The organism is Ruegeria sp. HKCCA0370, from assembly GCF_013033705.1.
In the GTDB taxonomy this organism is placed as follows: domain Bacteria; phylum Pseudomonadota; class Alphaproteobacteria; order Rhodobacterales; family Rhodobacteraceae; genus Ruegeria.
Genome location: NZ_WQEP01000004.1, coordinates 306452 through 328188 on the forward strand (window position 1 = coordinate 306452; position 21737 = coordinate 328188).

Here is a 21737-nt window from a genome sequence, read left to right on the forward strand (position 1 = left end):
GAAAGGGCAACACAGTTCCTCCCTGGTACTGGCGGGCTTGCGGGGTCCGCATCTTTTGATGACGGCAAAGAGGAGCGGCGATGCCACAAATTGTCCACACTGAAGGGGAATCAAACACGTCCGAGGCGCGCAAGGCGTGGCTGCAAAAGTCGACGGGGCCGAAATCATCGCCATTGCTCAAACGCGATGCGAACGTGTTCCTGCATCAATCTCTGTCCTCACCCTGCGTCAGCACCATTGCAAAGGCCGAAGGGCTCTGGATCGAAGATATCGAGGGCCGCCGGTACATGGATTTCCACGGCAACTCGGTGCACCACATCGGGTATGGCCATCCCCGCTTGGTAGCCGCCATAAAGGCACAGCTTGACGATCTGCCCTTTGCGCCCCGCCGCTTTACCAATGATCCGGCGGTGGAACTGGCTGAAAAACTGGCAGAGATCGTGCCTGGTGATCTGGGCAAAATGCTCTTTACCACCGGCGGCTCTGACGCCAACGAGGTTGCCCTCAGGATCGCGCGCGCCGCTACGGGTCGGTTCAAAACGATCAGCTTCTGGGATGCTTTCCATGGCGCGGGGTTCGGCGCTGCAAGCGTCGGCGGAGAGGCGACCTTTCGCAGTCACATTGCGGGGCCCCTTTTGTCCGGTACCGAACATGTCGCCCCCTTTGCCTGCTATCGATGCCCGTACAATCATGCGGGCCCCGAAACCTGCGGGCTGGCCTGTGCGAAAATGGTGGAATATGTCCTCGAGCGCGAAGGAGATGTGGCGGCGGTCATTGCGGAACCGATGCGCGCCGTGCCCTATGTCCCGCCGCCGGGGTTCTGGAAGACGGTGCGCGAGGCATGCAACCGTCACGGGGCGCTGTTGATCATGGATGAAATCCCGACGGGTCTTGGCAAGACGGGCAGGATGTTCGCCTTTGAACATGACGAGATCATCCCGGACATCGTTACACTTGGGAAGGCGCTTGGCGGCGGCATCCTGCCTATTGCCGCCTGTGTCGCCCGGAAACAGCTGGATGTTTGCGGAGATTTTGCCATCGGGCATTACACGCACGAAAAGAACCCGGTCACCGCCCGGGCCGCTTTGACGACGATCCAGATCATCGAAGACGAAGGCCTGGTTCGCCGGTCAGCCGAATTGGGTGAACATGCCATTGGTCGCTTGATGGATGAACTTCAGAACGTTCCGATTGTCGGAGACATCCGGGGACGGGGCCTGATGTTCGGGATCGAAATCGTGGATGATCGCGCCGACAAAACACCGGGAAACGCGTGCGCCGAACGGATCTACTATGCCTGCCTCGAGGCCGGTCTGAGCTATAAGATCAGTCAGGGGTGCGTTCTGACATTGTCACCGCCGCTGACCATCTCGCGTTTGGAGTTGGACCGCGCAATCGACATCGTAATTGCTGCAATCAAGGCCGAGAGTTGACGCCCCTTACCGATCTCGTGTCACAATAGAGGATCAGGGGCCGCGTCCTTCCGGGCGCCCTTGGCCAAGTTCATAGGTGACGGATGTTCCGTCAAAGCGCGGTCAAGTGCTTGCGGTGAAGCTCACAGGAGTTTACGCCTTGTAGGCCAAAAATGGGATGTATCCCTTCCCAATCGCGGCCGGTAACATGAATAATACAATGCGCCGCGACAAGCTGGGCCAAAAAGAATAACGGGGTAGAGTATGGCAATTGTCAGCTTCCTTATCAGCCTTGCCGGGGCGACGATGCTGCTGCTTTACGCGGTTCGTATGGTGCGAACCGGGATCGAGCGCAGCTATGGGGCGTCGTTCCAGCGGGTAATGACCCAACAACGCAGCTACCTTCAGGCCTCGGTGGTTGGGTTGACGATGGCGGTCGTGCTGCAAAGCTCGGCGGCCGTTGCTCTGTTGACCTCGGGGTTTGCGGCCAGTGGAATGCTCAGTTTTCCTGCCGGCCTTGCGATTGTACTTGGCGGCGATCTGGGGTCGGCGCTGATCATCCAGATTCTTTCGTTCCGGCTGGACTGGCTTGTTCCGATGCTGTTGGCGGTTGGGGGGTATCTGTTCGTAAAGACCGACGCCAAAAAAACCCGGCAAATGGGGCGCATCCTGATGGGCGTGGCCTTTATCCTGATCTCGCTTCGGTTCCTTCGCGAGGCGATGGATCCCATTCGGGACAGCGCGTTTCTGCCCGCGGTGGCAGATTATCTGGCGCGCGACTATATCACCGCGTTTCTGGTCGGGGGCGCCTTGGCTTTCGTCATGCATTCCTCGGTCGCGGCCATCCTCATGTGTGTCACCCTTGTGCAGATCGGAGCGATCCCGTTCGCCGCCGGGATGTCTTTGGTGTTTGGCGCGAATTTCGGCTCTGCCTTCATTCCGGTCTGGCTCACCCGTGCCATGCCAGTCCAGGCCCGGCGCATTCCATATGCCAACCTGGCATTGCGTGGCAGTTGGGCTTTGGTGAGTTTGTTTGCCGCCAACATGGCTTTGCGGACCGGGTTGTTAGGAGACCCGCAAGGCGGGCAGATGCTGGTCAATGTGCATGTTTTGTTCAACCTGTCACTGCTGCTTCTGGCCTTGCCATTTTGCGGGAGATTGAAAGTTCTGTTCGAAAGGTTTTTGCCGGATCAGAAGAAGGAACTGGTTCCGCAACCGGCACGACCGGCCAGCGCATTGGACATAGGCAATGTGGCAAATCCCAGCCAGGCCCTACCAAGCCTCAAACGTGAGCTGCTGCGGATGAGCGACCTTGTCGAAACCATGTTCCGGCCTTGCCTGGAATTGTATCGCAGTGGCGACAAACAACAGATTCGAGCGGTACAAGCCATCGACGAAGACGTGAACAATTGCCTGTCCGGGATCAGGGCATTCGTTTCCGCGATTCCACCGGATGTATATGAAAAAAAGGATGAAAAATCCGCACGCGACCTGATGGAATTCGCTATCCGGCTGGAGACGGCCGGTGATGTCGTGGCCAAGCGCTTGACCGTGTTGGCGGGTGAAATGCGGGCCAAAGGCTCGAGCTTTTCGCAGGAAGGCTGGTCGGAACTTGTTCAGATGCACGAGGGCATTCTGGCCAACATGAAGCTGGCATCAAACGTGCTTATTTCAGACGATCTGGAAAGCGCGCGCCTGCTGAGCCTTGAGAAGACCGAAATCAAACGGGTGGAACGTGAAAGCCGAAAACGACATCTGCGCCGATTGCAGCACGGGTCACGGGAAAGCTTCGAAACCAGTGATATTCATCTTGAGACGTTGCGGGCGTTCCGGGAGTTCAACAGCCATATCGCATCTATTGCTTACCCGGTGCTGTACCAGAATGGCCAGCTTCTCGAGACGCGGCTGATCGACGAAATTGCGAAATAGTCGGATGGTTCTCTGATAAAAACCTGAAAAAGCAAAGGAATGATGCTACACTTCTGATGACGGCAGCGAACAGGAGCCGGACTCGATGCAAGCACGGGAAAAGAAAACAGGAAACTCGAAACGCGAAGCAACAAAATGGCTTCAGTTTCGAAATTCGGTTTTGCGGCTGTTCGGCGTCGATGGAAGCTTCCGCCCAGAGCGCGGCGCAGAAGGCGGAATCCAAAAGGTTGCGGTCGAAAAGGCAACCACGTTTTACCTGCCTTGAAGCTGAATTGCGCAACGGTTTTTGGGGGCGTTCCCAGACCTGATCCGTGAAAAATTCTATGAACATCAATTCCGTGGAGTTTGGCGGGCCAAATCGTAGCTTCGGAACATGTTCGAGTGAGTCTTTCGCTTGGTGCGTTCAAAGCTTTGCAACAAAGCCCACACCAGACGGCAAGTCCCACCCGGGGAACCGATCTCAACAGGAAGGAATGGGCAGGGCGTTGCTGCGTTTGATTTCGCGCAGAACGACATTTGTTTGCGCGCTTTCCACCGCCGGCAGGCGAAACAGGAATTCTTCAAGAAAAACGTTGTAAGCCCCGATATCCTTGCAGATCACCCGCATGTGGTAATCTGCCTGCCCGGTCGTTGCGTAGCATTCCATGACTTCCGGGCGCTTCTCGATCGCTGCAATGAAGCGTTCGAGATGTTCCGGATTGTGCCGGGTCAGATGAACATGCACCAGGGCCTGAAACGAAAGCCCGGCGTGTTCAGGCGACAATTCGGCACGGTACTGCGAAATCAGGCCGGCCTCTTCAAACACGCGGACTCGACGCCAGCAAGCAGAGGATGACATGCCCACCCGTTCTGCAAGGTCAGCATTTGAGATGCGGCAATCCTTTTGAAGCAGCGCGAGAAGTTGGCAGTCACGTGAGTCGAGAAGCATCCGAGAAAAATACCCCATAATGTGACAAAATAAGAGAGGATTTGTCAAGAATACCCGGAAATGACGGGAAGTTAGAACAGATTCCTCAAAAGAATCCGGTAAAATACCCAGAAAAGGCGAGGTATCCATGACTGACCAGTCCCTGAAATTCGATACTTACGCCCTGTCGGACCGATACAAAGCCTCAGAGGGTCGTGTTTTCCTGACGGGAACGCAAGCTCTGGTTCGCATCATGTTGGACCAGGCCCGCAGGGACGCAGCAGCGGGAAACAACACGGCCGGGTTCATTTCCGGATATCGGGGGTCTCCTCTTGGTGGTTTGGATCTGGAGCTGTGGCGAGCGAAAGAGGAAACCGAGGCGGCCAGGATCACATTCATGCCGGCCGTAAACGAAGACCTCGGCGCCACAGCGGTTCTTGGTGCCCAGCAGGCCTCGCTTGATCCCGATTGTGAAGTCGAGGGCGTGTTTTCGATGTGGTACGGGAAGGGCCCCGGAGTTGACCGTTCAGGGGACGCGTTGCGCCATGGCAATGCCTATGGCTCGTCGCCGAAGGGCGGGGTTCTGGTTGTCGCGGGTGACGATCATGGCTGCGTGTCTTCTTCAATGCCGCATCAGTCCGACGTCGCCTTCATGACCTGGTTCATGCCAACGCTGAACCCGGCCAACGTGGCTGAATACCTGGAGTTCGGCGAATACGGGATCGCGCTGAGCCGATACTCGGGCACCTGGGTCGGGTTCAAGGCGATTTCGGAAACCGTGGAAAGCGGGCAATCCGTGCAGTTGAAGCCGGACCGAAAATTTACCTTGCCGGAAATAGATCTGCCGCCGGGCGGCTTGCACGTGCGCAGCGCCGATTTGCCAAGCCCGGCCATCGAGACACGGATCGAACACAAGTTGCGGGCAGTGGAGGCTTTTGTCGAGGCGAACCCGATCGACCGGCGCATCTATGACATCAAGGATGCCCCATTCGGTATTGTCACAACGGGCAAAAGCCATCTGGACCTGATGGAAGCGCTGCGTCTTCTGGGGCTTGACGAAAACGGATGCCGCCGTTTGGGCATCGACATCTACAAGGTCGGGATGGTTTGGCCTTTGGCGCGGCGCGATGCGCTGTCTTTCGTCCGTGGCAAAAAAGAAGTGCTGGTCGTCGAGGAAAAACGCGGGATCATCGAAAGCCAGTTCAAGGAATATTTCTATGACTGGCCGGGGGACAAGCCCGAAAAGATGGTCGGAAAACACCGCGCAGCGGGCGATCCGTTGATTCCCTGGACCGGAGAGTTGAGCCCGTTGAACCTGGTTCCGGTCGTTGCAGAGCGACTCGACCGCTTTTTCCCGGAAGAGGGATTTCTGGAAAAGGCGAAGGCGCTGACGGACGAACCGCCATCCGTTCTGAATGTTCCGGGTGCGGTCAGGGCTCCGTATTTTTGCTCGGGTTGTCCCCACAACACATCCACCAAAGTCCCCGATGGAAGCACGGCTGCGTCAGGCATCGGCTGTCACGTGATGGCAAGTTGGATGAACCGCAACACGGTCGGTTATGCGCAGATGGGTGGCGAAGGTGTGCCGCATGTTGTTGCCTCGAAATTCAATGGCAACAAACATATCTTTCAAAACCTTGGCGAGGGCACTTGGTATCATTCCGGGTCGCTTGCCATTCGCCAGGCCGTGGCGGCGGGTACGAACATCACCTACAAGATTCTGTACAATGACGCAGTGGCAATGACGGGGGGGCAGCCTGTTGATGGCCCTATCAGCGTTTCCGGGATCGCCCAGACCTGTCACGCAGAAGGTGTCGACCGGATCGCCTTGGTTTCAGACGACATAACGAAGTTCGATTCCAGCGATTTTCCGGCACGAACGAGCTTTCACCCCCGGGAAGAGATGGATGCCGTGCAGCGTGAGCTGCGTGACATCCAAGGTGTTACGGTTTTGATTTACGAGCAGACCTGCGCCACCGAGAAACGCCGTCGCCGCAAGCGTGGAAAAACAGAAGACCCCAAGCGGTTTGCTTTCATCAACCCCGCAGTGTGCGAAGGCTGCGGCGATTGCTCGGTCGAAAGCAACTGTCTGAGTATCGAACCCTTTGAAACCCCATTGGGCCGCAAGCGAAAGGTAAACCTGAACTCTTGCAACAAGGACTTTTCCTGCCTGAACGGGTTTTGCCCCAGTTTCATTACTGTGGAAGGGGCGGTGCGGCGAAAGGAACCCAGGCAGAAACTGGATATCCCGTCGCTTCTTGCCAAGGTTCCCGACCCGCAGCTTCCTGACCTGCACGCGCCGTACGATCTTTTGGTCGGTGGGGTCGGCGGCACCGGTGTCGTAACGGTGGGCGCCGTTCTGACGATGGCGGCGCATTTGGAAGGCAAAGGCGCCAGCGTGCTGGATTTTACCGGGTTCGCCCAGAAATTCGGTACGGTTGTCGGCTATGTTCGCATTGCCCGCACGCCCGAAGAAATCAATCAGGTCCGAATTGAGGCCAAAAGCGCCGACGCCGTCATTGGGTGTGACGTGGTCGTGTCTTCGGCGCCCAAAGCCTCGGTTCACTATCGCAAGGGCACAAAAGTCGTACTGAACCGTGCGGAAATGCCAACAGGCGACCTTGTTTTGCACCGCGATGCCCAGCTCAAGGTCGACGAACGAGAAGCGCTGATACGCCGGACCGTCGGCGAAGAAAATGTCTTCGCGTTGGATGCAAACCAGTTGGCCGTGGATTTGCTGGGGGATTCGGTCTTTGCCAATACCTTGCTGTTTGGTGTCGCGTGGCAGCTGGGGAACATTCCGATCAGTGAGGTTGCAATCAAACAGGCGATCAAGCTCAATGGAACCGCGATCGAGGCCAACATCATGGCCTTTGATCTGGGGCGGGTGATCGCTGCAAACCCGCAGATGCTGAATGCGAAGGAGAAGAGCTTTTCGCAAGAAACATCGCAGCAGATAATCGATTACCGGTCCGATGAATTGGCGACCTATCACGATGACGCTTATGCGCAACAGTACCGGGATCGCCTGACCCGTCTGTCAGCAGCACTGCCTGACCAGATACGCGAGGAAGCGCTTTCGCTTGCGGCAAAATCCCTGTTTCGCCTCATGGCAATCAAGGACGAATACGAGGTTGCTCGGTTGCTGACATCGCAACAATTCGAGAAACAATTGCGGTCCGAGTTCGAAGGGGATTTTCGGATCAAATACCACCTCGCGCCACCGGTTCTGAGCGGTCGCAAGGATGCACGCGGGCGACCGCGCAAGCGAAGCTACGGTGGTTGGATGACCCCCGTTCTGAGGCTCCTTTCGCGTGCACGCAGGCTTCGCGGCGGCTGGCTTGATCCATTCCGGTTATCAAGGGACCGCAAGCTTGAAAACGAAACCCTGGCCTGGTTTTTGGCTGTCTTGGATCGCATCGAAGAAGTCAGCCCCGAGCTGGAGGCGGAAACCTGCCTGAAGATCCTGTCAGCGCCGCTGGATATCCGCGGTTTTGGCCCGGTGCGCGAAGCGGCAACACAAACCGTACGTACAGATGTAGATGCCATGCTGAACGTGATCGGAGAACAGCGAAGGGATGCGCAGGGCGCCGCTTCTCACAAGGTTTGATTGTTCTTTCGGGAAACTGTCTGGAAACGCGGATTGTACGCGGGGCTGAACGGATCTGAACCCCCTTACGCTCCGGTGTAATGGACTGCTGTCTGAAACGGTCCGGTTTGCGTTCGGGCTTCACCGGCAGCGGCGCGACGCCGCCATCGGACAGACAGATTTGGGTAACCCTTTGTCACGGGCATTGCGTTGGCAGAGGCCGTCTTGCTCTGGGTGGACGAGCAAGGGACTTGTAAGTGTTTTTTGCCCAGCCGGCTTTCATTGTCTCCGACCCTTGTGATCAGACCCGTGCTTTTTCAAAGGCGGCCCAGGCGGTTTCGAATGCTTCGAAATCAAACGCGGGCTCGCGGGCTGCGTCCAGAACAATACGTTCTGTCGCCAAAAGCTTATGGATTGCAGCTTCCAATTGATCAACGACATCATTCGGTATGACCAATGCGCCATGACGATCGGCGTGAACAAGATCACCGGGGTCAACTGTCAGACCAAAAATCGAAACCTGAGTGTCAATCTCGCGGACGTGGACGAAACCATGGCTCGGTCCGATGGAACCAGCGACAACCGGGAACCCTGAGGGCAAATCCCCGAGATCCCGCATGACACCGTTGGTCAGAGCGCCAGACATGCCGAAACCCTTGTGAACCGTCGTATTGATCTCACCCCAATAAGCGCCGATGCAATCGGGATAATCCAGATCCTCGATCACGGCGATTGAAGGGCCGGGTGCCTCGGCCATGTACTTGTAATAGGCCATACGTCGGGCTTTGATGACGTCGGGCGGCTCGGTCGGGGGATTGACCGCAGCAATTTTGGCGGTGCGCGCATAGCCGACGATGGCAGGCCCTTCGGGGGCCGAGCTTAGCATGGTGCCACGCGTGAACCTGTCGAATCCGCGCCTGCCCTGTGCCACCTCGATGGCATTGCAGACAGTTGGCGTATCGACTTTGCGAAGCAAAGACAAAAGGGATGGTGTCATGTGTCCTCCAGCCAGCGGGACAGCGCCGCTGTTGTTTTTTCAGGTTGTTCCAATGTCGGGAGATGGCCCGCGTCGCCGATGATCTCAAGCGCGCTTCGTGGCAGCAGGTCATGCATAAGTCGGTGGCGTTCAACTGGGCAAAGCCGGTCTTCACGTCCGCACAAGACCAGAGCCTTTCCGGTATAAGCCGTCAGCGTCTCGCTTTGGTCCGGTCGGTTCATAAGCGCCTTGGACTGACGTATGAAAACGTTCGGGCCCAGGTCGGTGGCCATTGCCATGCACAGATCCAGGATCGCCCCCCGGTTCGGTCCGTCAGCCAGATAACCGGGCTTCATCTCGTCACGCATCACGGTCCTCATCTGACCGTTGCGAACGGCGGATATCTGCGGCGTGCGACGCGCTTTTACCTCTGGCTTTTCTGCCATTGGATTGGTGTCAAGCAAGGCCAGACGCGAAACACGTTCGGGGGCTTGGCGCGTTACCTCCATGGCCACGATACCCCCCATGGACAGCCCGGCCAGCGCGAAGACCGGCGGCGCATTTCCAAGGATATCCTGGGCCATGGCCTCTATGCTGTCGTGATGAGACAACGGAAAGGTCATCACGGGCATTCTGCCCGACAGAGCATTGATCTGAGGGCCAAAAAGCCGGGCATCACACATCATGCCCGGCAACAAGATCAGAGGTTTCATGCCGAAGCCAGCTTTGCCCCTTCGGACAACGCCGCCAGCTTGGCATAGGCGATCTGGGGATCGACGGCGCCGAAACCCGCAAAAGTGCCAAAGCCGCAATCGCTGCCCGCGATCACCCGGTCCGGTCCCACGATTTCCGTGAACCGGTCAATCCGTTGGGCCACAAGTTCGGGATGTTCGACGAAATTGGTCGTGGTGTCGACCACGCCGGGCACCAGAACCTTGTCATCGGGAATCTCGGCCTTGCGGTCCCGGAAGACAGTCCATTCATGGGCATGCCGCGGATTGGACGTTTCGAACAGGACATAGCGCGACTTGGTTGCCATCAGGGTGCTGAAGACCTTGTCCATGGCGATGTCACAGCAATGCGGGCCTTCGTAGTTGCCCCAGCAAATATGTACCCGTACCCGATCCTGCGGGACGTTCTGAAGCGCATGGTTCAGGGCCTCGACATGCATGTCGGCAATCTTGATGAACGCCTCATCCGACAGGTCGGTGAACAGCATGTGGCGCGACAGGGCAAGATCGGGGCAATCCAGTTGCAGGTCCAACCCGGCGGCGACGATGGTTTCGTATTCGTCCTTCATCGCGTCGGCCAACGCTGCCAGATAAGCCTCTCGCGTAGGGTAGAAATCATTCTGCAAAAACAACGAGATCACTCCGGGAGACGCGGCATTCATGAAACCGCGCTCGGCCCCGTGTTGAGCCATGGCCGCTTTGAGATTGGCGATGTCCTTTTGTAACTCACCTTGCCCTTTTGATCGCACCTCACCCGTGCACATCGGCCTTGCGTATTGTGGGGTACCGCCGTCATCGGCCAGTCTTTGCAGAAAGCCGGGGAACATCTTCAAGTCTGCCGGCGCGTTACGAGGGCTGTCGCCCGAAAACCCGGTGTAGCGATCTTTGACATAGGTCGCATAGGAGATTTTCGAAGTTTCGCCGTCGCTGACGATATCAACACCGGCTTCGACCTGTTTGCGCACCGTTTCGGCCACGGCGTTGGCCATGCAGGTATCAAAGGCGCCTGTGTCATAAGGTTCGCCGTTTTCGCGGGCAAAAATAAAGTCCACGACGTCCTGCGTTCGGGGCAGAGAGCCAACATGTGTTGTTTTTACGGTCATGGGGACCTCCTTAAATTTTTCGTGCCATCAGGATCGTGTGGCTTTGGGCTTCTGGATCTTCGGCCAGGTATCCGGTCATTTGCAGCCCGTTTTTCTCAAGACACCCGGCGTAACCGGCCGGGGACAGCGATGCGTGGTAGACAAGCTCTGATCCCACTGTGCCGCTGACCTCTCCGGCACGAGGTCCGACGGTCAGCATGAGCATTCCCTTGGGTCGCAAATGGCGCGCCATCCGGGCGATACAGTCTTTCTGCTCGTCCGCCGTAAGGTGGAAAAAGCTGTTCCAGGCAATGATGCCGTCGAACTGTTGATCCAGTTCAAAACTCCGCATATCCGCGTTGCGCCAGTCGCCATCGGGCCAACGGTCGCGGGCAATGGCAAGCATGGCGTCGGAAAAATCGATACCCGTGACGTCAAACCCTTCGGCCATGAACCAACGGGCAATCGGGTCGCCCGAACCACAGCCCAGGTCCAATACGCGGTCACCCGGCTTCAGGCTGGCCGTGAAGCGCGCCAACCAGCGCGCTTCGAACAGGGCCTTGGAACGGCGCCTGTCATATTCGGTCGCCTGCCGTTCATAAACGGCGTGGGTGTCATTCGGGTCCGCGTTCATCCTGTCCAGGTCGCTCCTGCCGGGTCATCGGTTGCGGTGATGCGGTACAGGCCCGCCTGTCCGGTCATAGATGGCTGAACGCCATAGGTTTCGCCGGGAAGAACCAAGGTCGTGTCGCCCACCGAGATCGTAGTCTCGTACCCGTCAATCGAAACACGCCAGTGACCGCTGGCCGGCATCAGAACCACTGGTTTCTCGGCAGCGATCGGTTGGGTCATTGCGGACCCGCGCCCCAGAAAATCGACCTCGAATCCGGGTTTGTCCTTGATCAACGCGTTTTCGCCAATCACCTTTGCGGGCTTTTTGGCCGACAACGCCATTAGATCCCAATACCGCGCAACGTATTTGCCGACCACATCTTCGACAGGAACTTCGGGATAGCTTTTCAGCTGTTCTTCGGTCAGCAAAGGCATCGGGCGGACATTGTGCGGCAGTTCCTGGCCCAGTTTGGAGTCGTACAGAACGCCATTGTCGCCCAGCATCAGACCATGTGCCTGTGCATCTTCGATCACCTGAGGCGCCCAGGTGACGCCGCCACCCGCATCGTCTCCGCCCAGGATCGACATGATCATTCCGTAATCCTGGCCGACATTCTCAAAGCCCCGGAAAATACCCGTTGGAATGTTGAAGATGTCTCCTTCCTCGGCGATGAATTCCCCGGCCGTACCATAGCGGCCCCAGAAAAACCGCCAACGACCCTTGGCAACGAAAAAGACCTCGGCCGTGGTGTGGCTGTGCAGTGAGTTGCGGCATTTCGGCGGCTGCCCGGCCGCTCCGATGTTGAAACCGATCTTGTCCGTGATGTGGACATGCTGGTCCGGAGATTCCGAGACGCCGCCGCCGATTATCGTGAAGTTCTCTTTCTGATCGCTGCCGGGAGTATGGGCATCGATAAAAGCGGTTTTACAGGGTTGAAGCTCGCCATAGCGGACTATGCGGGAAGGGATGGATGATTTTGTCATGACGTACGATCCGATTGAACGTTTTTGGAAAGAAAGCTCGTGTGCCCAAGCAGGACAGGCCCTTACTTTCCGGGCGGTCGCAGGTTCAGTCGCCGCGCCCTCAGGCTTTGACGGTACATATGGAAAAGCCGAACGGTCCGGGGCTCGGACAGACCGCCCGACAGGATGCGATATGAGACCGGGCGGCCCACTCAGACCTCGCCGTTCTGCAACAGGATCTGCTTCCAGACCGAGGTTTCATCGAACAGGGTGTATTCACGGCGCAACTGCGGCTGCCCCGCAACAAGTGCGCCGAATTCAGCGTGGCTGATCCCGAGGACATAAACATGCGCACCGGTCGGTGCGCCAAATACGCCCCAGCCGTCATGCTTGCCCCAAAGGCTCCAGCGAATTGCCGCACGCGGAGGCATATCGGGGTCATCTCGCCCGATCTGATGCTCGATCTTGAATTCCGCATTCGGAAAACTCGCCCGCAGACCCATCCAGAAGCGGTCGATGGCCTGCCAGCCATGCCCGGTTACGCCACCCACATATTCTGATTGAACAGCGCGGTCATATTCTGAACCGATCACGCCCATATCTGCGTTCATGATTCGCGTCAGAACGTCGGCGTAGCGCTGCCCCCATTCATTGTCATTCCCATGGCCTTTGTACGGTCCAGGCTGATCGATTTCGGGCGTCAGAGGTTTGACGCAGTTCTCTTTGCCGCCTTCCCGGGCAATCAGATCAGCGGCGTATTCCTTGGGATCCCAGCCCATCTGGCGCACAATCGCGCCCTGATCGCGGATCAGCCATTCATCGTTGATCTGATTGTCGATGGCGTGGCAATCCGCAAGAATCCGGTAACGCAGCTTCGTCCCGGTGGGCTTACCATAGACACCCTCGGCCAAATGCGTGGCCGTTGAAATGATCCGATGAGAGCTCAACATGCCCTCTTCCGGTGTGCCGGACCAAATCACGTCTTCGCCCAGCAGCTGCCGATCCGGAAACTCGGCAAGCGTTGCCATTGTGGCTCCGATGACATTTTGATTGCCCAAAACAACCGAACCAGGCGATCGGACGACGATGTCATCGCTGTAATACTTATGCAGCGTGGCGATCCCCCGATCTTCCCAGATCTCTTTGGTGATGCCGATGATGTAGTCCGGAAAATCCCGGAATTTCGGGTCGAAGCCTTTCATGTCTCTGTCCTTTGTGGGGCCCACCCCTTTGGCAATCGGGCCGAGGTCCGCACAACCAGTGGTCCATCAATGGCCACTTTGCGCGGTTCGGCTTTCGCCGGGGTGTCGATATGTTCGAAAAGTGCGGCAACGGTTTCGGCTACCATAAGGTTGGCCCGCTGCCGGATCGTTGTCAAATTGTAAGCCGGCCAACCGGCCGGCGGCACGTCATCATAACCCACGACCGAGACATCCTCGGGGACGCGCAGGCCAAGTTCAAAACGGATCACGTCCATCGCCGCCAATGCCATGTGATCATTGGCCACAAATACGGCATCCGGCCGTCGTTCAGGGGCGACATCGAACATCCGACGGGCTGCTGTACGGGCGTTTTCCGTGTGAAACTCCCCTACTTCGTGGGCAAACAGTTCCTGCCCGGCCTCGGCCAGTGCGGCGCGATACCCGGCTTCGCGGTCCCGCTGCGTCGAGGCCCCTTGCCAACCTGCGATATAGGCAATCCGTTGGTGCCCACCGGCTAGCAGAAATTCCGCGACTTTGCGGCCCCCGGCATAGTTGTCGGACGTGACCGTGGTGATGCCCTCGATGTCCTGGCTGCGGTTGAACAGCACCACTGGCACCCCGGCCTGTTGGCAGCGCATGGCGATATCCGACGACATGGGCACCGAGGCCAGGATGACGCCATCCACCTGGTAATCGAGAATCTCTTCCATCACATCGTCGATGTTCCCGGCCGATCGAGAGGCCATGAAGATCAGCACGTGATAGCCTTGCTCCTGAAGGGCGTTTGACAGCTTCTCGAGCGCTTCCGGATAAAAATAGTTATCAAGGTAGCCCACCACCAAACCGATAATCCGGCTTTTCCCGGACACCATGGCGCGGGCCAGAACGTTTGGACGATAGCCCAGTTCAGCAGCGGCTTTGCGCACCTTCTCTTCGGTCTTTTTGCTGACGGACGCGCCGGGCGTGAATACGCGGCTGACGGCGGACTGGCTGACACCAGCCAGTTGGGCGACCTGAAGGGATGTTACTTTTTCGGCCATCAATCTGCTGTCCAACCCCCGTCGATAAGCATTGACGTGCCGGTAACCAGTGCAGAGGCGTCTGACGCGAGATAACGCACCGCGCCCATGATGTCTTCGACTTCTCCGACCCGATCCAGCTTGATCTTTTCCATGATCCACGCGGCGCGTTCAGGATTGTCGAAAGTGGATTGGGTCAGGGGGGTTCTGATGAAAGTCGGGCAGACAGTGTTGATCCGAATGCCCTGTTTGCCCCATTCGATGGCCATGGATTTGACCATGCCCTCAAGCCCATGTTTGGTCGCACAATAAAGCGCCCGGTCGACACCGCCGACATGCCCCATCTGGCTGGAGATGTGGATGATCGATCCCGGCTTTCCTGCCAAGATCAAAGCGCGGGCGGCGTAGGCCGATAAGAAGTAGGCCGAACGCAAATTGACGTTGGTGACAACATCAAAGTCATCGGGCGTGGTTTCGATGGCCGCGCTGTGGCGCGCCACGCCCGCTGAATTCACCACGATATCGAAAGTGCGGTGATCGAAAAGCTGTTTCAGGGCATCCAGATCACCCTGATCCATCACAAGCGCTTCGGCCGACCAGCCGTGATCTCGCAAGGCGGAGACGGTGTCGTTCAACCGGTCCGCCCCTCTGGCCGCACAAACAACATGCGCGCCTGCCTCGGCCAAAGCCACCGCACAACCCTGACCGATACCCGACGAGGCTCCGGTAACGAGGGCTGATTTTCCGTTCAGAGAAAACGAAGGGGTGCGTGGCAATTCCGTCATCAGCGCATTCCATCCGGTATTTCAATACGGCCCAAATTGCGGGCCTTGTTGAATTCCCGCAGGCGGGCAAAGACGTCAACGCCAAGCTGCCGGTAGGCATCCAGCAAATCAACCAGCACCCAGTTTTCCCGGATCCTGCCGTTTTCCAAACGCCAGAAATCGAGGCTGCGCATGGTGATCTTCTTGCCTGACGGAGCGATGCCCATCCAACCATCGTCTGTGACGGTCTGGATCATGTTGGGCCAGCCCGTCACAGCTGCATATTCCCCGTCACCGAAGAAGTGATAGGTGATGTCGTCCACGAACTGCCCGCGATCCGGCATACCGTTCAGAAATGGGATCTGATGCCAATTTCGGAACCCCGCGTACCCGCGCCCGGTGCCGATGCCCGAAGGGCCGTACCAGTTCATGCGCGGGTGCCAGAACCGTTCCATCTCCATCACTTCGGGGCCGCCTTGGGACGGGTGTTTCTTGAGATGCTCCAGCATGTCGATGATATGCTGGCAGGTCTGTTTGCCCTTGGCTTCATCATAAGGGCCGGGGACAAACCCGTCCTGAGTGGCAGGGCCGGGGATGTGCCATTCTCGGCCCAGGCTCGGTGCCATCGGCCAGGCATTCGCCTGCATCATGACTTCGGGGATGTCCCAAAGGGCCTGCATCTCGACGATCTTGCCGTTTTCGAAGCGGTAAAATTCATGAAACCGCATCGTGACCTGATGACCCGTCGGCGGGATGTCCAGCCAGGGGCCGGTAAAAACACCGGTGTAATACCCACCACACCCGACCCAATCTGCGCCGAACTCATCCGGGCCGGCCATGACGATGTAATCCCGTCGTTCAAGATCGGGCCAGGCCGCCAGTAAGTCTTTGTAGCCAGTGTCATAGAACGCATCACTGCCGACGCTGTCCCCAAAGGGATGACACAGACGGAACACGGCATCCGGTGACGTGACCTCCGCCAAAGCCCGGCGTACGCCGGCCTCATCGAAATCGTACATCGCAGCCCTGAGCGGTTCGACCAGGGCCTTGTGATGTGTGTGTTTGTCACTCATTCAGCAGCGTCCCGGTAAGGGGCGGGCGCACCGTAGGGCACATTGATTCCGCCATATCGGCGCACACGAACGTTGCATTGTTCCGCGTGGCCAACGAACCCTTCAAGCATGCACAGGCGCGAGCCATACTCGCCGATCAGCGTCGCGGCCTCATCGGTCAGAACTTTTTGATAGCTGTGCGTCTTCAGGTATTTACCAACCCAAAGACCACCCGTGTAACGCCCGGCTTTTTTGGTGGGCAGCGTGTGGTTGGTGCCAATCACCTTGTCCCCGTTCGAAACATTGGTGCGCGGCCCAAGGAACAACGCCCCATAGCAGGTCATGTTTTCAAGGAACCAGTCGTCTCGGTCGGTCATCACCTGTACATGTTCCGAGGCGATGTCATCGGCAACCTGCAACATCTCATCATAAGTGTCGCAAACGATCACCTCACCATATTCGTCCCACGACACCTTTGCGGTATCTGCGGTTGGCAGGATGCCCAGCAGCCGGTCGACCTCGGCCAAGGTGTCATTGGCCAGATTGCGTGAGTTGGTCAGCAGAACGCAGGGGCTGTTGTATCCATGCTCGGCCTGCCCCAGCAGATCGGTTGCGCACAGCTCCGCATCTGCGGCGGTCTCGTCGGCAATGACCATCGTTTCGGTCGGCCCTGCAAAAAGATCGATCCCGACACGACCGAACAACTGACGTTTGGCTTCCGCGACAAAGGCGTTGCCGGGGCCAACAAGCATGTGAACCGGATCGATTGTTTCGGTGCCCAATGCCATGGCCCCGATGGCCTGAATGCCGCCCATGACATAGATCTCATGCGCGCCACCCAGGTGCATAGCGGCAATCACCGCTGCATTGGGTTTGCCCTGAAACGGGGGTGTGCATGCTATGATGCGCGGAACACCGGCGACCGAGGCGGTCGCCACCGACATATGCGCCGAGGCGACCATCGGGAATTTGCCGCCCGGAACATAGCAACCCACGGATTGCACCGGAATGTTCTTGTGCCCCAGAATGACACCGGGCAGGGTTTCGACCTCGATGTCCAGCATTGAATCCCGCTGCGCCTGCGCAAAGTTGCGCACCTGTTCTTGCGCGAATTTGATATCGGCCAGCTCACGATCGGACAATTGCCCGATCAGGTCATCAATTTCCTGCTGGCTCAGGCGGAACGAGGCAGGTGAGTAGTTGTCGAACTTCTCACTCAACTCGCGCACCGCGGCATCCCCACGGGTTTCGATGTCTTTCAGCGTCGCTTCAACCACGGCGCGGGTCTTGGCATCATCTTCCGCCCGATCCGCATCGGATTTGCCGCGTTTAAGATACTCGATTGCCATCTTTCCAATCCTCAGTTTTCCGGCCGTGGCGGAGTCTTCTCGCCGCGGTCAAATGCTTCCCAGCCTTCGCCGTTGAACAGGTCCACGCCCAGCTGAGCCGCAACGTGGGCAAAGTCGACATTCACCCAGTTGTCGACAATCTTGCCGTCGACCACTTTCCAGAAGTCCATGTACCTGATTTCGACGCGCTTGCCTGTGGGGGCAATGCCCAGAAATTCGCCGGAATGCGTGGCTTCCTGGCGGCCGAAGGCGGCGGCCCATTCACCCATGTAAAGGCGCGCTTCGTCAACACAGACCTTATCCGAAAACGCGGCTTGAAACGGGCGCTGCCAGTTATCCTGAAATTCCTGCAGGCCGGTCTTGGTGCCGCAGCCCTGATTGCCCATCCAGCGAAAACCTTGGGCGAAGAATTCACCGATGTCATCAATGCGGTGATCATTCAGACCATCAACCATCGTTTCGATCACGCGGCGCGTGTCTTCCGTCTTGCTCATGTCCGTGTCGCGGGTCAGAACCGCTTGTTCGGGACGGGAACCTTTCATTTTTCTATCCTTTGAGGTTGCCGAAGGGAGGGATTGGGACGTGCGGCCCCAATGCTCAGAAAGTCCCTCGGCATCCTGTTCAGCGCCGGGTGGCGCGACATGGCGTTATGTCGGGCGTTCTTGCTCATCAGCCTTTCACCGCCCCGGCTGTCAGACCGCTGACAATCTGGCGCTGGAAGATCAGGACAAGGAAGATCAGTGGCGCGGTGATCGACACGGCAGCGGCAACCGCAACGACCTGATCGGTTGTCGTGGTCTCGCGGTTGAACATGCCGACGATGGCGGGAACCATGGTCTGGTTCTGCGCATCAAGCAGCAGCGCGGTGACCAGAAAATCGTTGTACGCCAGCAGGAAGCTGAACAGCCCTGTGGTTATGACACCCGGCCACATCACCGGCATGATGACACGGCGGAAGGCCTGAAAGTGGCTGCACCCATCCACGCGGGCGGCCTCGTCCAATTCGGCCGGGATGTTCTGGAAGAACGAGCGTAGCATCCAGATCGTGAAGGGCTGATTGATCGCGACCAGCACCGCGATCACAGCGAAGGGTTTGCCGTACAGGGTTGGTGCGTTTTCCCCCAGGATCGGGCTGAGCCATTCGGCCGAATTGATGAAAACCGGCAGATAGCCCGCCACCAGAACCGAATGTGGCAGGGCTCGGAACACCAGTGCAACGATCAGGATCCAGAAGGCCAAAGTCGACCCTGACCGGGCCAGACCGTAGCCTGCCAACGTGCCCACGGTCAGCGACACGGTCACCACGCCCGTTGTGACAATCAGCGAATTCTTGAAGTTGTTCGAAAAGCCCCGGTCGATCCAGACGGTTTTGTAATGCTCGGTCGTCAGACCAAGCACATCCCGTCCCAGCGGGCCAAACAGCGGGTTCAACACGTTCAGGAGTGCAGGCAGGACGACGAAGAACACCAGCAGGAAACCCACCAGCACGGCCAGCACACCGATCAGCCAGCCGAACCATTCCTGTCCGGGTTTGCTGTAGGACCTGACCATTGAAGGTAACGTTCGGGTCGCCACGAGGATCGTGCCCCAGATGACCGCGATGCCCAGAATGATATCCAGCAGTGACAAGCCCTTTCCGACGCTCAGCGTGGCCGGCCCGAAGATCACGTTCAGCGCGTTGCCGTCGAACGCATCGACGGGTGATTTGAAGCTCATCACCACGATCCAGAAGATCGGGAAGGCCGCGATCAGGCACCAGAGCGCAAGGAAGATGTTCGAGGTCAACCGCAGGCTGAAGGGCTGGCGAAGCGCACGCGAGGACATGTCAGTGACCTCCTTTATGGTCGCGCCACGTACGGCGCAGCGGCAGGATAAGCAGGATGACGACACCGATCATGGTCAGCATCGAGTTGGCGGACGCCCGGCTGATCGACCGGTTGCCGGCCTGATCCGGCGTCAGATAGTCGAAGGTCAGCCATTGCAGCGAGATGACGTAGCCCTGGCTTGAAAAACCGACGATCTCTTCGAACACGCGGTAGCTGTCCATCAGGTGGATCATCGACACGAAGATGATCAGCGGCATCAGGTGTGGAATGACGATGTATTTCAGGCGCTGCCATCGGGTCGCACCGTCAATCACGGCACTTTCCAGGCTGTCCTGATTGACCGTTTGCAGCCCGGCATAGAAGACAATGGCGGCAAAGGGTGCCACGTGCCAGACGCGGTAGAGCATCATCAGTAACTCGATGGTCCAGGCTTGGGCGAACAAGGCGATGTCCCGGTTCAGCCACCATTCCATCATAGCGGTCAGGATGCCGTCGCCCCGAAACAGCCAGTTGATCGACAGCACACCGATCACGGGTGTGATGATGAAGGGCAGCAGGGACACAAAGATCACAGGCCCGCGGATGGACCGCGCGGCATTGTTTATCAGGATTGCTATTCCAAGCCCGCACCCGACCACCAGCGGCAGAGTGATCAAGGTGAAGGTCAGGGTGAACCGAAGCGCCTTCCAGAAGTTGATCGTAGACAGCACATGCCAACTGCCGTCGCTTATGGCGCGCCATGCGCGTTCAGGCTCCAACACGTTGCGATAGCTTTGCAAGCCGACATATTGGGTTTGGGTAATGACCTCGCCATGTTCGTCGAGCTTTGGCTGCGAAACCATCTCGGTCACGCAGGTCTGCGTCAGGAAACCGGGCGTGCAGGTTTCCTTTTCGACAGTCTCATAGATCGGCTGGGTGACATAGAAACTCTGCTTGAACACGCTGATCAACGGGAACGCGATGAAGAGAAGCATCATAAAGACAGAGGGGCCGACAAACGCGGCAAATGTCCGGAAATTCATGGCTCTGCCTTTCTCATGACTCTCGAGGGGAAGGGGCGGGAGGGCCGTAGCCCTCCCACGGGAGGATCAGTTGCTGATCAGACCTGCTTCTTTCGCGGCAGTGATGTAATCTGCCTCGATATCCGCCAGCGTTGTCTGAGCATCCTTGGCGCCGGTCAGGTAGTCGGCCAGACCGTTGCCCAGGGCGGTGTGCATGATGCCCATCGGGCCAGATGCCGGGTAAGCCTTTGCGCCCGCTTCAGCCGAAGCGGCTGCTCCTGCCGCCAAAGCACCCGCTGAATAGGCAGGGCTCAGCCAAACAGCGACGTCATTGTTTGCGCTGACCATTTCGCCGTCCATGCCCTCAAGCGCGACGCGGAATGCGGCGTCGGCCTCTTCGTCGCTCATGTTCGAAGCGAGAACGATGCCATCCCACCAGATGGTGGTTGCCGGCGCTGCCGAACCCATAGGAGCGGCTGCCATGGTGACTTTGCCGACGACCTGGCTTTCGGCCTCATCATTCATGGCGGCTGCACGGCTGGCCCAAAGGTTCGCCATGGCGATCTTGCCCTGTTGGAACTGTTGCTGCACGTATGTCGAGTCGGAAACCAGATATTCCGGATCCATGTACTCGGTCATGGCTTTCAGTGTTTCCAGCGCAGCGACGCCCTGCTCGTTGTTGATCGTTGGAACGTTGCCGTCGCCAAAGAACGAGCCGCCTTCGCCAAGGTACATGTTGACGAATTCCTGGCCGAGGTTCCAACCGGTCTTGAACGTTCCCCCGATTGGATAGTCCATGACGCCGGCTTCTTTGATCTTGGCGGCCGCTGCCAGGACGTCATCATAGGTTTTTGGTTCTTCGATGCCCAGTTCAGCCAGAACATCATCGCGATACATCAGGTGCTGCGCATTCACCATCATCGCAATGGCCATGGTCTTGCCATCGACCTTGATCAACTGGTTGGGAAGCAGGTCCTGGCCGTATTTTTCGACCAGATCATCCAACGGACGGATCGTGCCTGCGTTCAGCAACGGCACCAGGGTCGCGTTTGAAACACCGCCGATCTGATAAAGCGCGGGATCCGCAGCAAATGCTTCGGGCTGCTTTTCGCGGAATTCCTGATCCAGCGATGCGCTGAAATTGCCGCATTCTGCCATCGCATCGGTGACGGCTTTCCACGCTTCAAAACCGGCGGACAGTGATTTTAGCGGCACTTCGTTTTCAAAGGCGCAATCTGCCCACGCGCCGGTGGCGGCGATGGACATGGCACCGGCCATGAGGATCGTCTTGAGTTTCATAGGTTTCTCCCTGTCAGGATCGGT

The 21737-nt window shown here is 57.9% G+C and carries 19 protein-coding genes; 4 read left to right on the top strand and 15 right to left on the bottom strand.

Going from position 1 to position 21737, the window contains the following annotated elements; translation table 11 throughout:
- Positions 1 to 80 precede the first annotated feature (80 nt).
- The 3 genes from GOW31_RS11670 (at position 81) to GOW31_RS11680 (ending at position 3606) form a co-directional block, all read left to right on the top strand.
- Positions 81 to 1433, top strand: coding sequence for an aspartate aminotransferase family protein (locus GOW31_RS11670; protein ID WP_171118375.1), 1353 nt, complete (start codon positions 81 to 83; stop codon positions 1431 to 1433).
- Positions 1434 to 1676: 243 nt separating this feature from the next.
- A complete protein-coding gene (locus tag GOW31_RS11675; protein ID WP_171170215.1) occupies positions 1677 to 3341 on the top strand; it encodes a Na/Pi cotransporter family protein in 1665 nt (554 codons plus the stop codon).
- An 85-nt stretch (positions 3342 to 3426) separates the two neighbouring features.
- Positions 3427 to 3606: a hypothetical protein gene (locus GOW31_RS11680; protein ID WP_171170216.1), complete on the top strand. Its 180-nt coding sequence runs from the start codon at positions 3427 to 3429 to the stop codon at positions 3604 to 3606.
- A 195-nt stretch (positions 3607 to 3801) separates the two neighbouring features.
- Here GOW31_RS11680 and GOW31_RS11685 read toward each other — a convergent pair whose 3' ends face one another.
- A complete protein-coding gene (locus GOW31_RS11685) occupies positions 3802 to 4269 on the bottom strand; it encodes an Lrp/AsnC family transcriptional regulator (RefSeq protein WP_171118486.1) in 468 nt (155 codons plus the stop codon).
- 127 nt (positions 4270 to 4396) lie between these two features.
- On the opposite strand from GOW31_RS11685, the gene GOW31_RS11690 reads away from it, so the two are divergent.
- Complete coding sequence (locus tag GOW31_RS11690) at positions 4397 to 7858, top strand: indolepyruvate ferredoxin oxidoreductase family protein (RefSeq protein WP_171170218.1); 3462 nt, start codon at positions 4397 to 4399, stop codon at positions 7856 to 7858.
- A gap of 280 nt (positions 7859 to 8138) precedes the next feature.
- Here the strand turns inward: GOW31_RS11690 and GOW31_RS11695 are convergent, their stop codons facing one another.
- The 14 genes from GOW31_RS11695 to GOW31_RS11760 all read right to left on the bottom strand — a co-directional run bounded on the left by GOW31_RS11695 (position 8139) and on the right by GOW31_RS11760 (position 21713).
- Positions 8139 to 8834: an RraA family protein gene (locus GOW31_RS11695; protein WP_171170220.1), complete on the bottom strand. Its 696-nt coding sequence runs from the start codon at positions 8832 to 8834 to the stop codon at positions 8139 to 8141.
- Positions 8831 to 9526 (bottom strand): alpha/beta fold hydrolase, encoded by a 696-nt coding sequence (locus GOW31_RS11700; RefSeq protein ID WP_171170222.1) that lies wholly within the window; start codon positions 9524 to 9526, stop codon positions 8831 to 8833. The genes GOW31_RS11695 and GOW31_RS11700 overlap by 4 nt, the downstream gene beginning before the upstream one ends.
- Complete coding sequence (locus GOW31_RS11705; protein WP_171170224.1) at positions 9523 to 10647, bottom strand: cobalamin-independent methionine synthase II family protein; 1125 nt, start codon at positions 10645 to 10647, stop codon at positions 9523 to 9525. The genes GOW31_RS11700 and GOW31_RS11705 overlap by 4 nt, the downstream gene beginning before the upstream one ends.
- Before the next feature lie 10 nt (positions 10648 to 10657).
- On the bottom strand, positions 10658 to 11260 hold the full coding sequence (locus GOW31_RS11710; RefSeq protein ID WP_171118386.1) for a trans-aconitate 2-methyltransferase: 603 nt from the start codon (positions 11258 to 11260) through the stop codon (positions 10658 to 10660).
- Positions 11257 to 12222 (bottom strand): cupin, encoded by a 966-nt coding sequence (locus tag GOW31_RS11715; protein WP_171170226.1) that lies wholly within the window; start codon positions 12220 to 12222, stop codon positions 11257 to 11259. The genes GOW31_RS11710 and GOW31_RS11715 overlap by 4 nt, the downstream gene beginning before the upstream one ends.
- A gap of 191 nt (positions 12223 to 12413) precedes the next feature.
- Positions 12414 to 13403 carry an ester cyclase gene (locus tag GOW31_RS11720; protein ID WP_171170227.1) on the bottom strand — a complete coding sequence of 330 codons (990 nt, stop codon included), beginning with the start codon at positions 13401 to 13403 and terminating at the stop codon, positions 12414 to 12416.
- Positions 13400 to 14443, bottom strand: a complete 1044-nt coding sequence (locus GOW31_RS11725) for a LacI family DNA-binding transcriptional regulator (protein ID WP_216597841.1) — start codon at positions 14441 to 14443, stop codon at positions 13400 to 13402. Before GOW31_RS11725 ends, GOW31_RS11720 begins: the two co-directional genes overlap by 4 nt.
- On the bottom strand, positions 14443 to 15207 hold the full coding sequence (locus GOW31_RS11730; RefSeq protein WP_171170230.1) for an SDR family NAD(P)-dependent oxidoreductase: 765 nt from the start codon (positions 15205 to 15207) through the stop codon (positions 14443 to 14445). The genes GOW31_RS11725 and GOW31_RS11730 overlap by 1 nt, the downstream gene beginning before the upstream one ends.
- Positions 15207 to 16259 carry an ester cyclase gene (locus GOW31_RS11735; protein WP_171170232.1) on the bottom strand — a complete coding sequence of 351 codons (1053 nt, stop codon included), beginning with the start codon at positions 16257 to 16259 and terminating at the stop codon, positions 15207 to 15209. Before GOW31_RS11735 ends, GOW31_RS11730 begins: the two co-directional genes overlap by 1 nt.
- The gene (gene hisD, locus GOW31_RS11740) at positions 16256 to 17587 is read right to left on the bottom strand and encodes a histidinol dehydrogenase (RefSeq protein WP_171170235.1); all 1332 of its coding nucleotides are present in this window, start codon (positions 17585 to 17587) and stop codon (positions 16256 to 16258) included. Before hisD ends, GOW31_RS11735 begins: the two co-directional genes overlap by 4 nt.
- 11 nt (positions 17588 to 17598) lie before the next feature.
- Complete coding sequence (locus GOW31_RS11745; protein ID WP_171118397.1) at positions 17599 to 18129, bottom strand: ester cyclase; 531 nt, start codon at positions 18127 to 18129, stop codon at positions 17599 to 17601.
- A gap of 127 nt (positions 18130 to 18256) precedes the next feature.
- The gene (locus GOW31_RS11750) at positions 18257 to 19411 is read right to left on the bottom strand and encodes a carbohydrate ABC transporter permease (RefSeq protein WP_171170237.1); all 1155 of its coding nucleotides are present in this window, start codon (positions 19409 to 19411) and stop codon (positions 18257 to 18259) included.
- Position 19412: 1 nt separating this feature from the next.
- Positions 19413 to 20435 (bottom strand): carbohydrate ABC transporter permease, encoded by a 1023-nt coding sequence (locus GOW31_RS11755; protein ID WP_170346863.1) that lies wholly within the window; start codon positions 20433 to 20435, stop codon positions 19413 to 19415.
- A gap of 66 nt (positions 20436 to 20501) precedes the next feature.
- Positions 20502 to 21713 carry an ABC transporter substrate-binding protein gene (locus tag GOW31_RS11760; RefSeq protein WP_152460109.1) on the bottom strand — a complete coding sequence of 404 codons (1212 nt, stop codon included), beginning with the start codon at positions 21711 to 21713 and terminating at the stop codon, positions 20502 to 20504.
- Positions 21714 to 21737 lie beyond the last annotated feature (24 nt).

What these genes read in the sequence shown, in the direction of transcription:
- GOW31_RS11700 (WP_171170222.1), bottom strand. Translation starts at nt 9,526, where the DNA reads ATGAAACCTCTGATCTTGTTGCCGGGCATGATGTGTGATGCCCGGCTT.
- GOW31_RS11720 (WP_171170227.1), bottom strand. Translation starts at nt 13,403, where the DNA reads ATGAAAGGCTTCGACCCGAAATTCCGGGATTTTCCGGACTACATCATC.
- GOW31_RS11735 (WP_171170232.1), bottom strand. Translation starts at nt 16,259, where the DNA reads ATGAGTGACAAACACACACATCACAAGGCCCTGGTCGAACCGCTCAGG.
- GOW31_RS11725 (WP_216597841.1), bottom strand. Translation starts at nt 14,443, where the DNA reads ATGGCCGAAAAAGTAACATCCCTTCAGGTCGCCCAACTGGCTGGTGTC.
- hisD (WP_171170235.1), bottom strand. Translation starts at nt 17,587, where the DNA reads ATGGCAATCGAGTATCTTAAACGCGGCAAATCCGATGCGGATCGGGCG.
- GOW31_RS11685 (WP_171118486.1), bottom strand. Translation starts at nt 4,269, where the DNA reads ATGCTTCTCGACTCACGTGACTGCCAACTTCTCGCGCTGCTTCAAAAG.
- GOW31_RS11670 (WP_171118375.1), top strand. Translation starts at nt 81, where the DNA reads ATGCCACAAATTGTCCACACTGAAGGGGAATCAAACACGTCCGAGGCG.
- GOW31_RS11710 (WP_171118386.1), bottom strand. Translation starts at nt 11,260, where the DNA reads ATGAACGCGGACCCGAATGACACCCACGCCGTTTATGAACGGCAGGCG.
- GOW31_RS11715 (WP_171170226.1), bottom strand. Translation starts at nt 12,222, where the DNA reads ATGACAAAATCATCCATCCCTTCCCGCATAGTCCGCTATGGCGAGCTT.
- GOW31_RS11680 (WP_171170216.1), top strand. Translation starts at nt 3,427, where the DNA reads ATGCAAGCACGGGAAAAGAAAACAGGAAACTCGAAACGCGAAGCAACA.
- GOW31_RS11695 (WP_171170220.1), bottom strand. Translation starts at nt 8,834, where the DNA reads ATGACACCATCCCTTTTGTCTTTGCTTCGCAAAGTCGATACGCCAACT.
- GOW31_RS11690 (WP_171170218.1), top strand. Translation starts at nt 4,397, where the DNA reads ATGACTGACCAGTCCCTGAAATTCGATACTTACGCCCTGTCGGACCGA.
- GOW31_RS11675 (WP_171170215.1), top strand. Translation starts at nt 1,677, where the DNA reads ATGGCAATTGTCAGCTTCCTTATCAGCCTTGCCGGGGCGACGATGCTG.
- GOW31_RS11730 (WP_171170230.1), bottom strand. Translation starts at nt 15,207, where the DNA reads ATGACGGAATTGCCACGCACCCCTTCGTTTTCTCTGAACGGAAAATCA.
- GOW31_RS11755 (WP_170346863.1), bottom strand. Translation starts at nt 20,435, where the DNA reads ATGAATTTCCGGACATTTGCCGCGTTTGTCGGCCCCTCTGTCTTTATG.
- GOW31_RS11705 (WP_171170224.1), bottom strand. Translation starts at nt 10,647, where the DNA reads ATGACCGTAAAAACAACACATGTTGGCTCTCTGCCCCGAACGCAGGAC.
- GOW31_RS11750 (WP_171170237.1), bottom strand. Translation starts at nt 19,411, where the DNA reads ATGTCCTCGCGTGCGCTTCGCCAGCCCTTCAGCCTGCGGTTGACCTCG.
- GOW31_RS11745 (WP_171118397.1), bottom strand. Translation starts at nt 18,129, where the DNA reads ATGAAAGGTTCCCGTCCCGAACAAGCGGTTCTGACCCGCGACACGGAC.
- GOW31_RS11760 (WP_152460109.1), bottom strand. Translation starts at nt 21,713, where the DNA reads ATGAAACTCAAGACGATCCTCATGGCCGGTGCCATGTCCATCGCCGCC.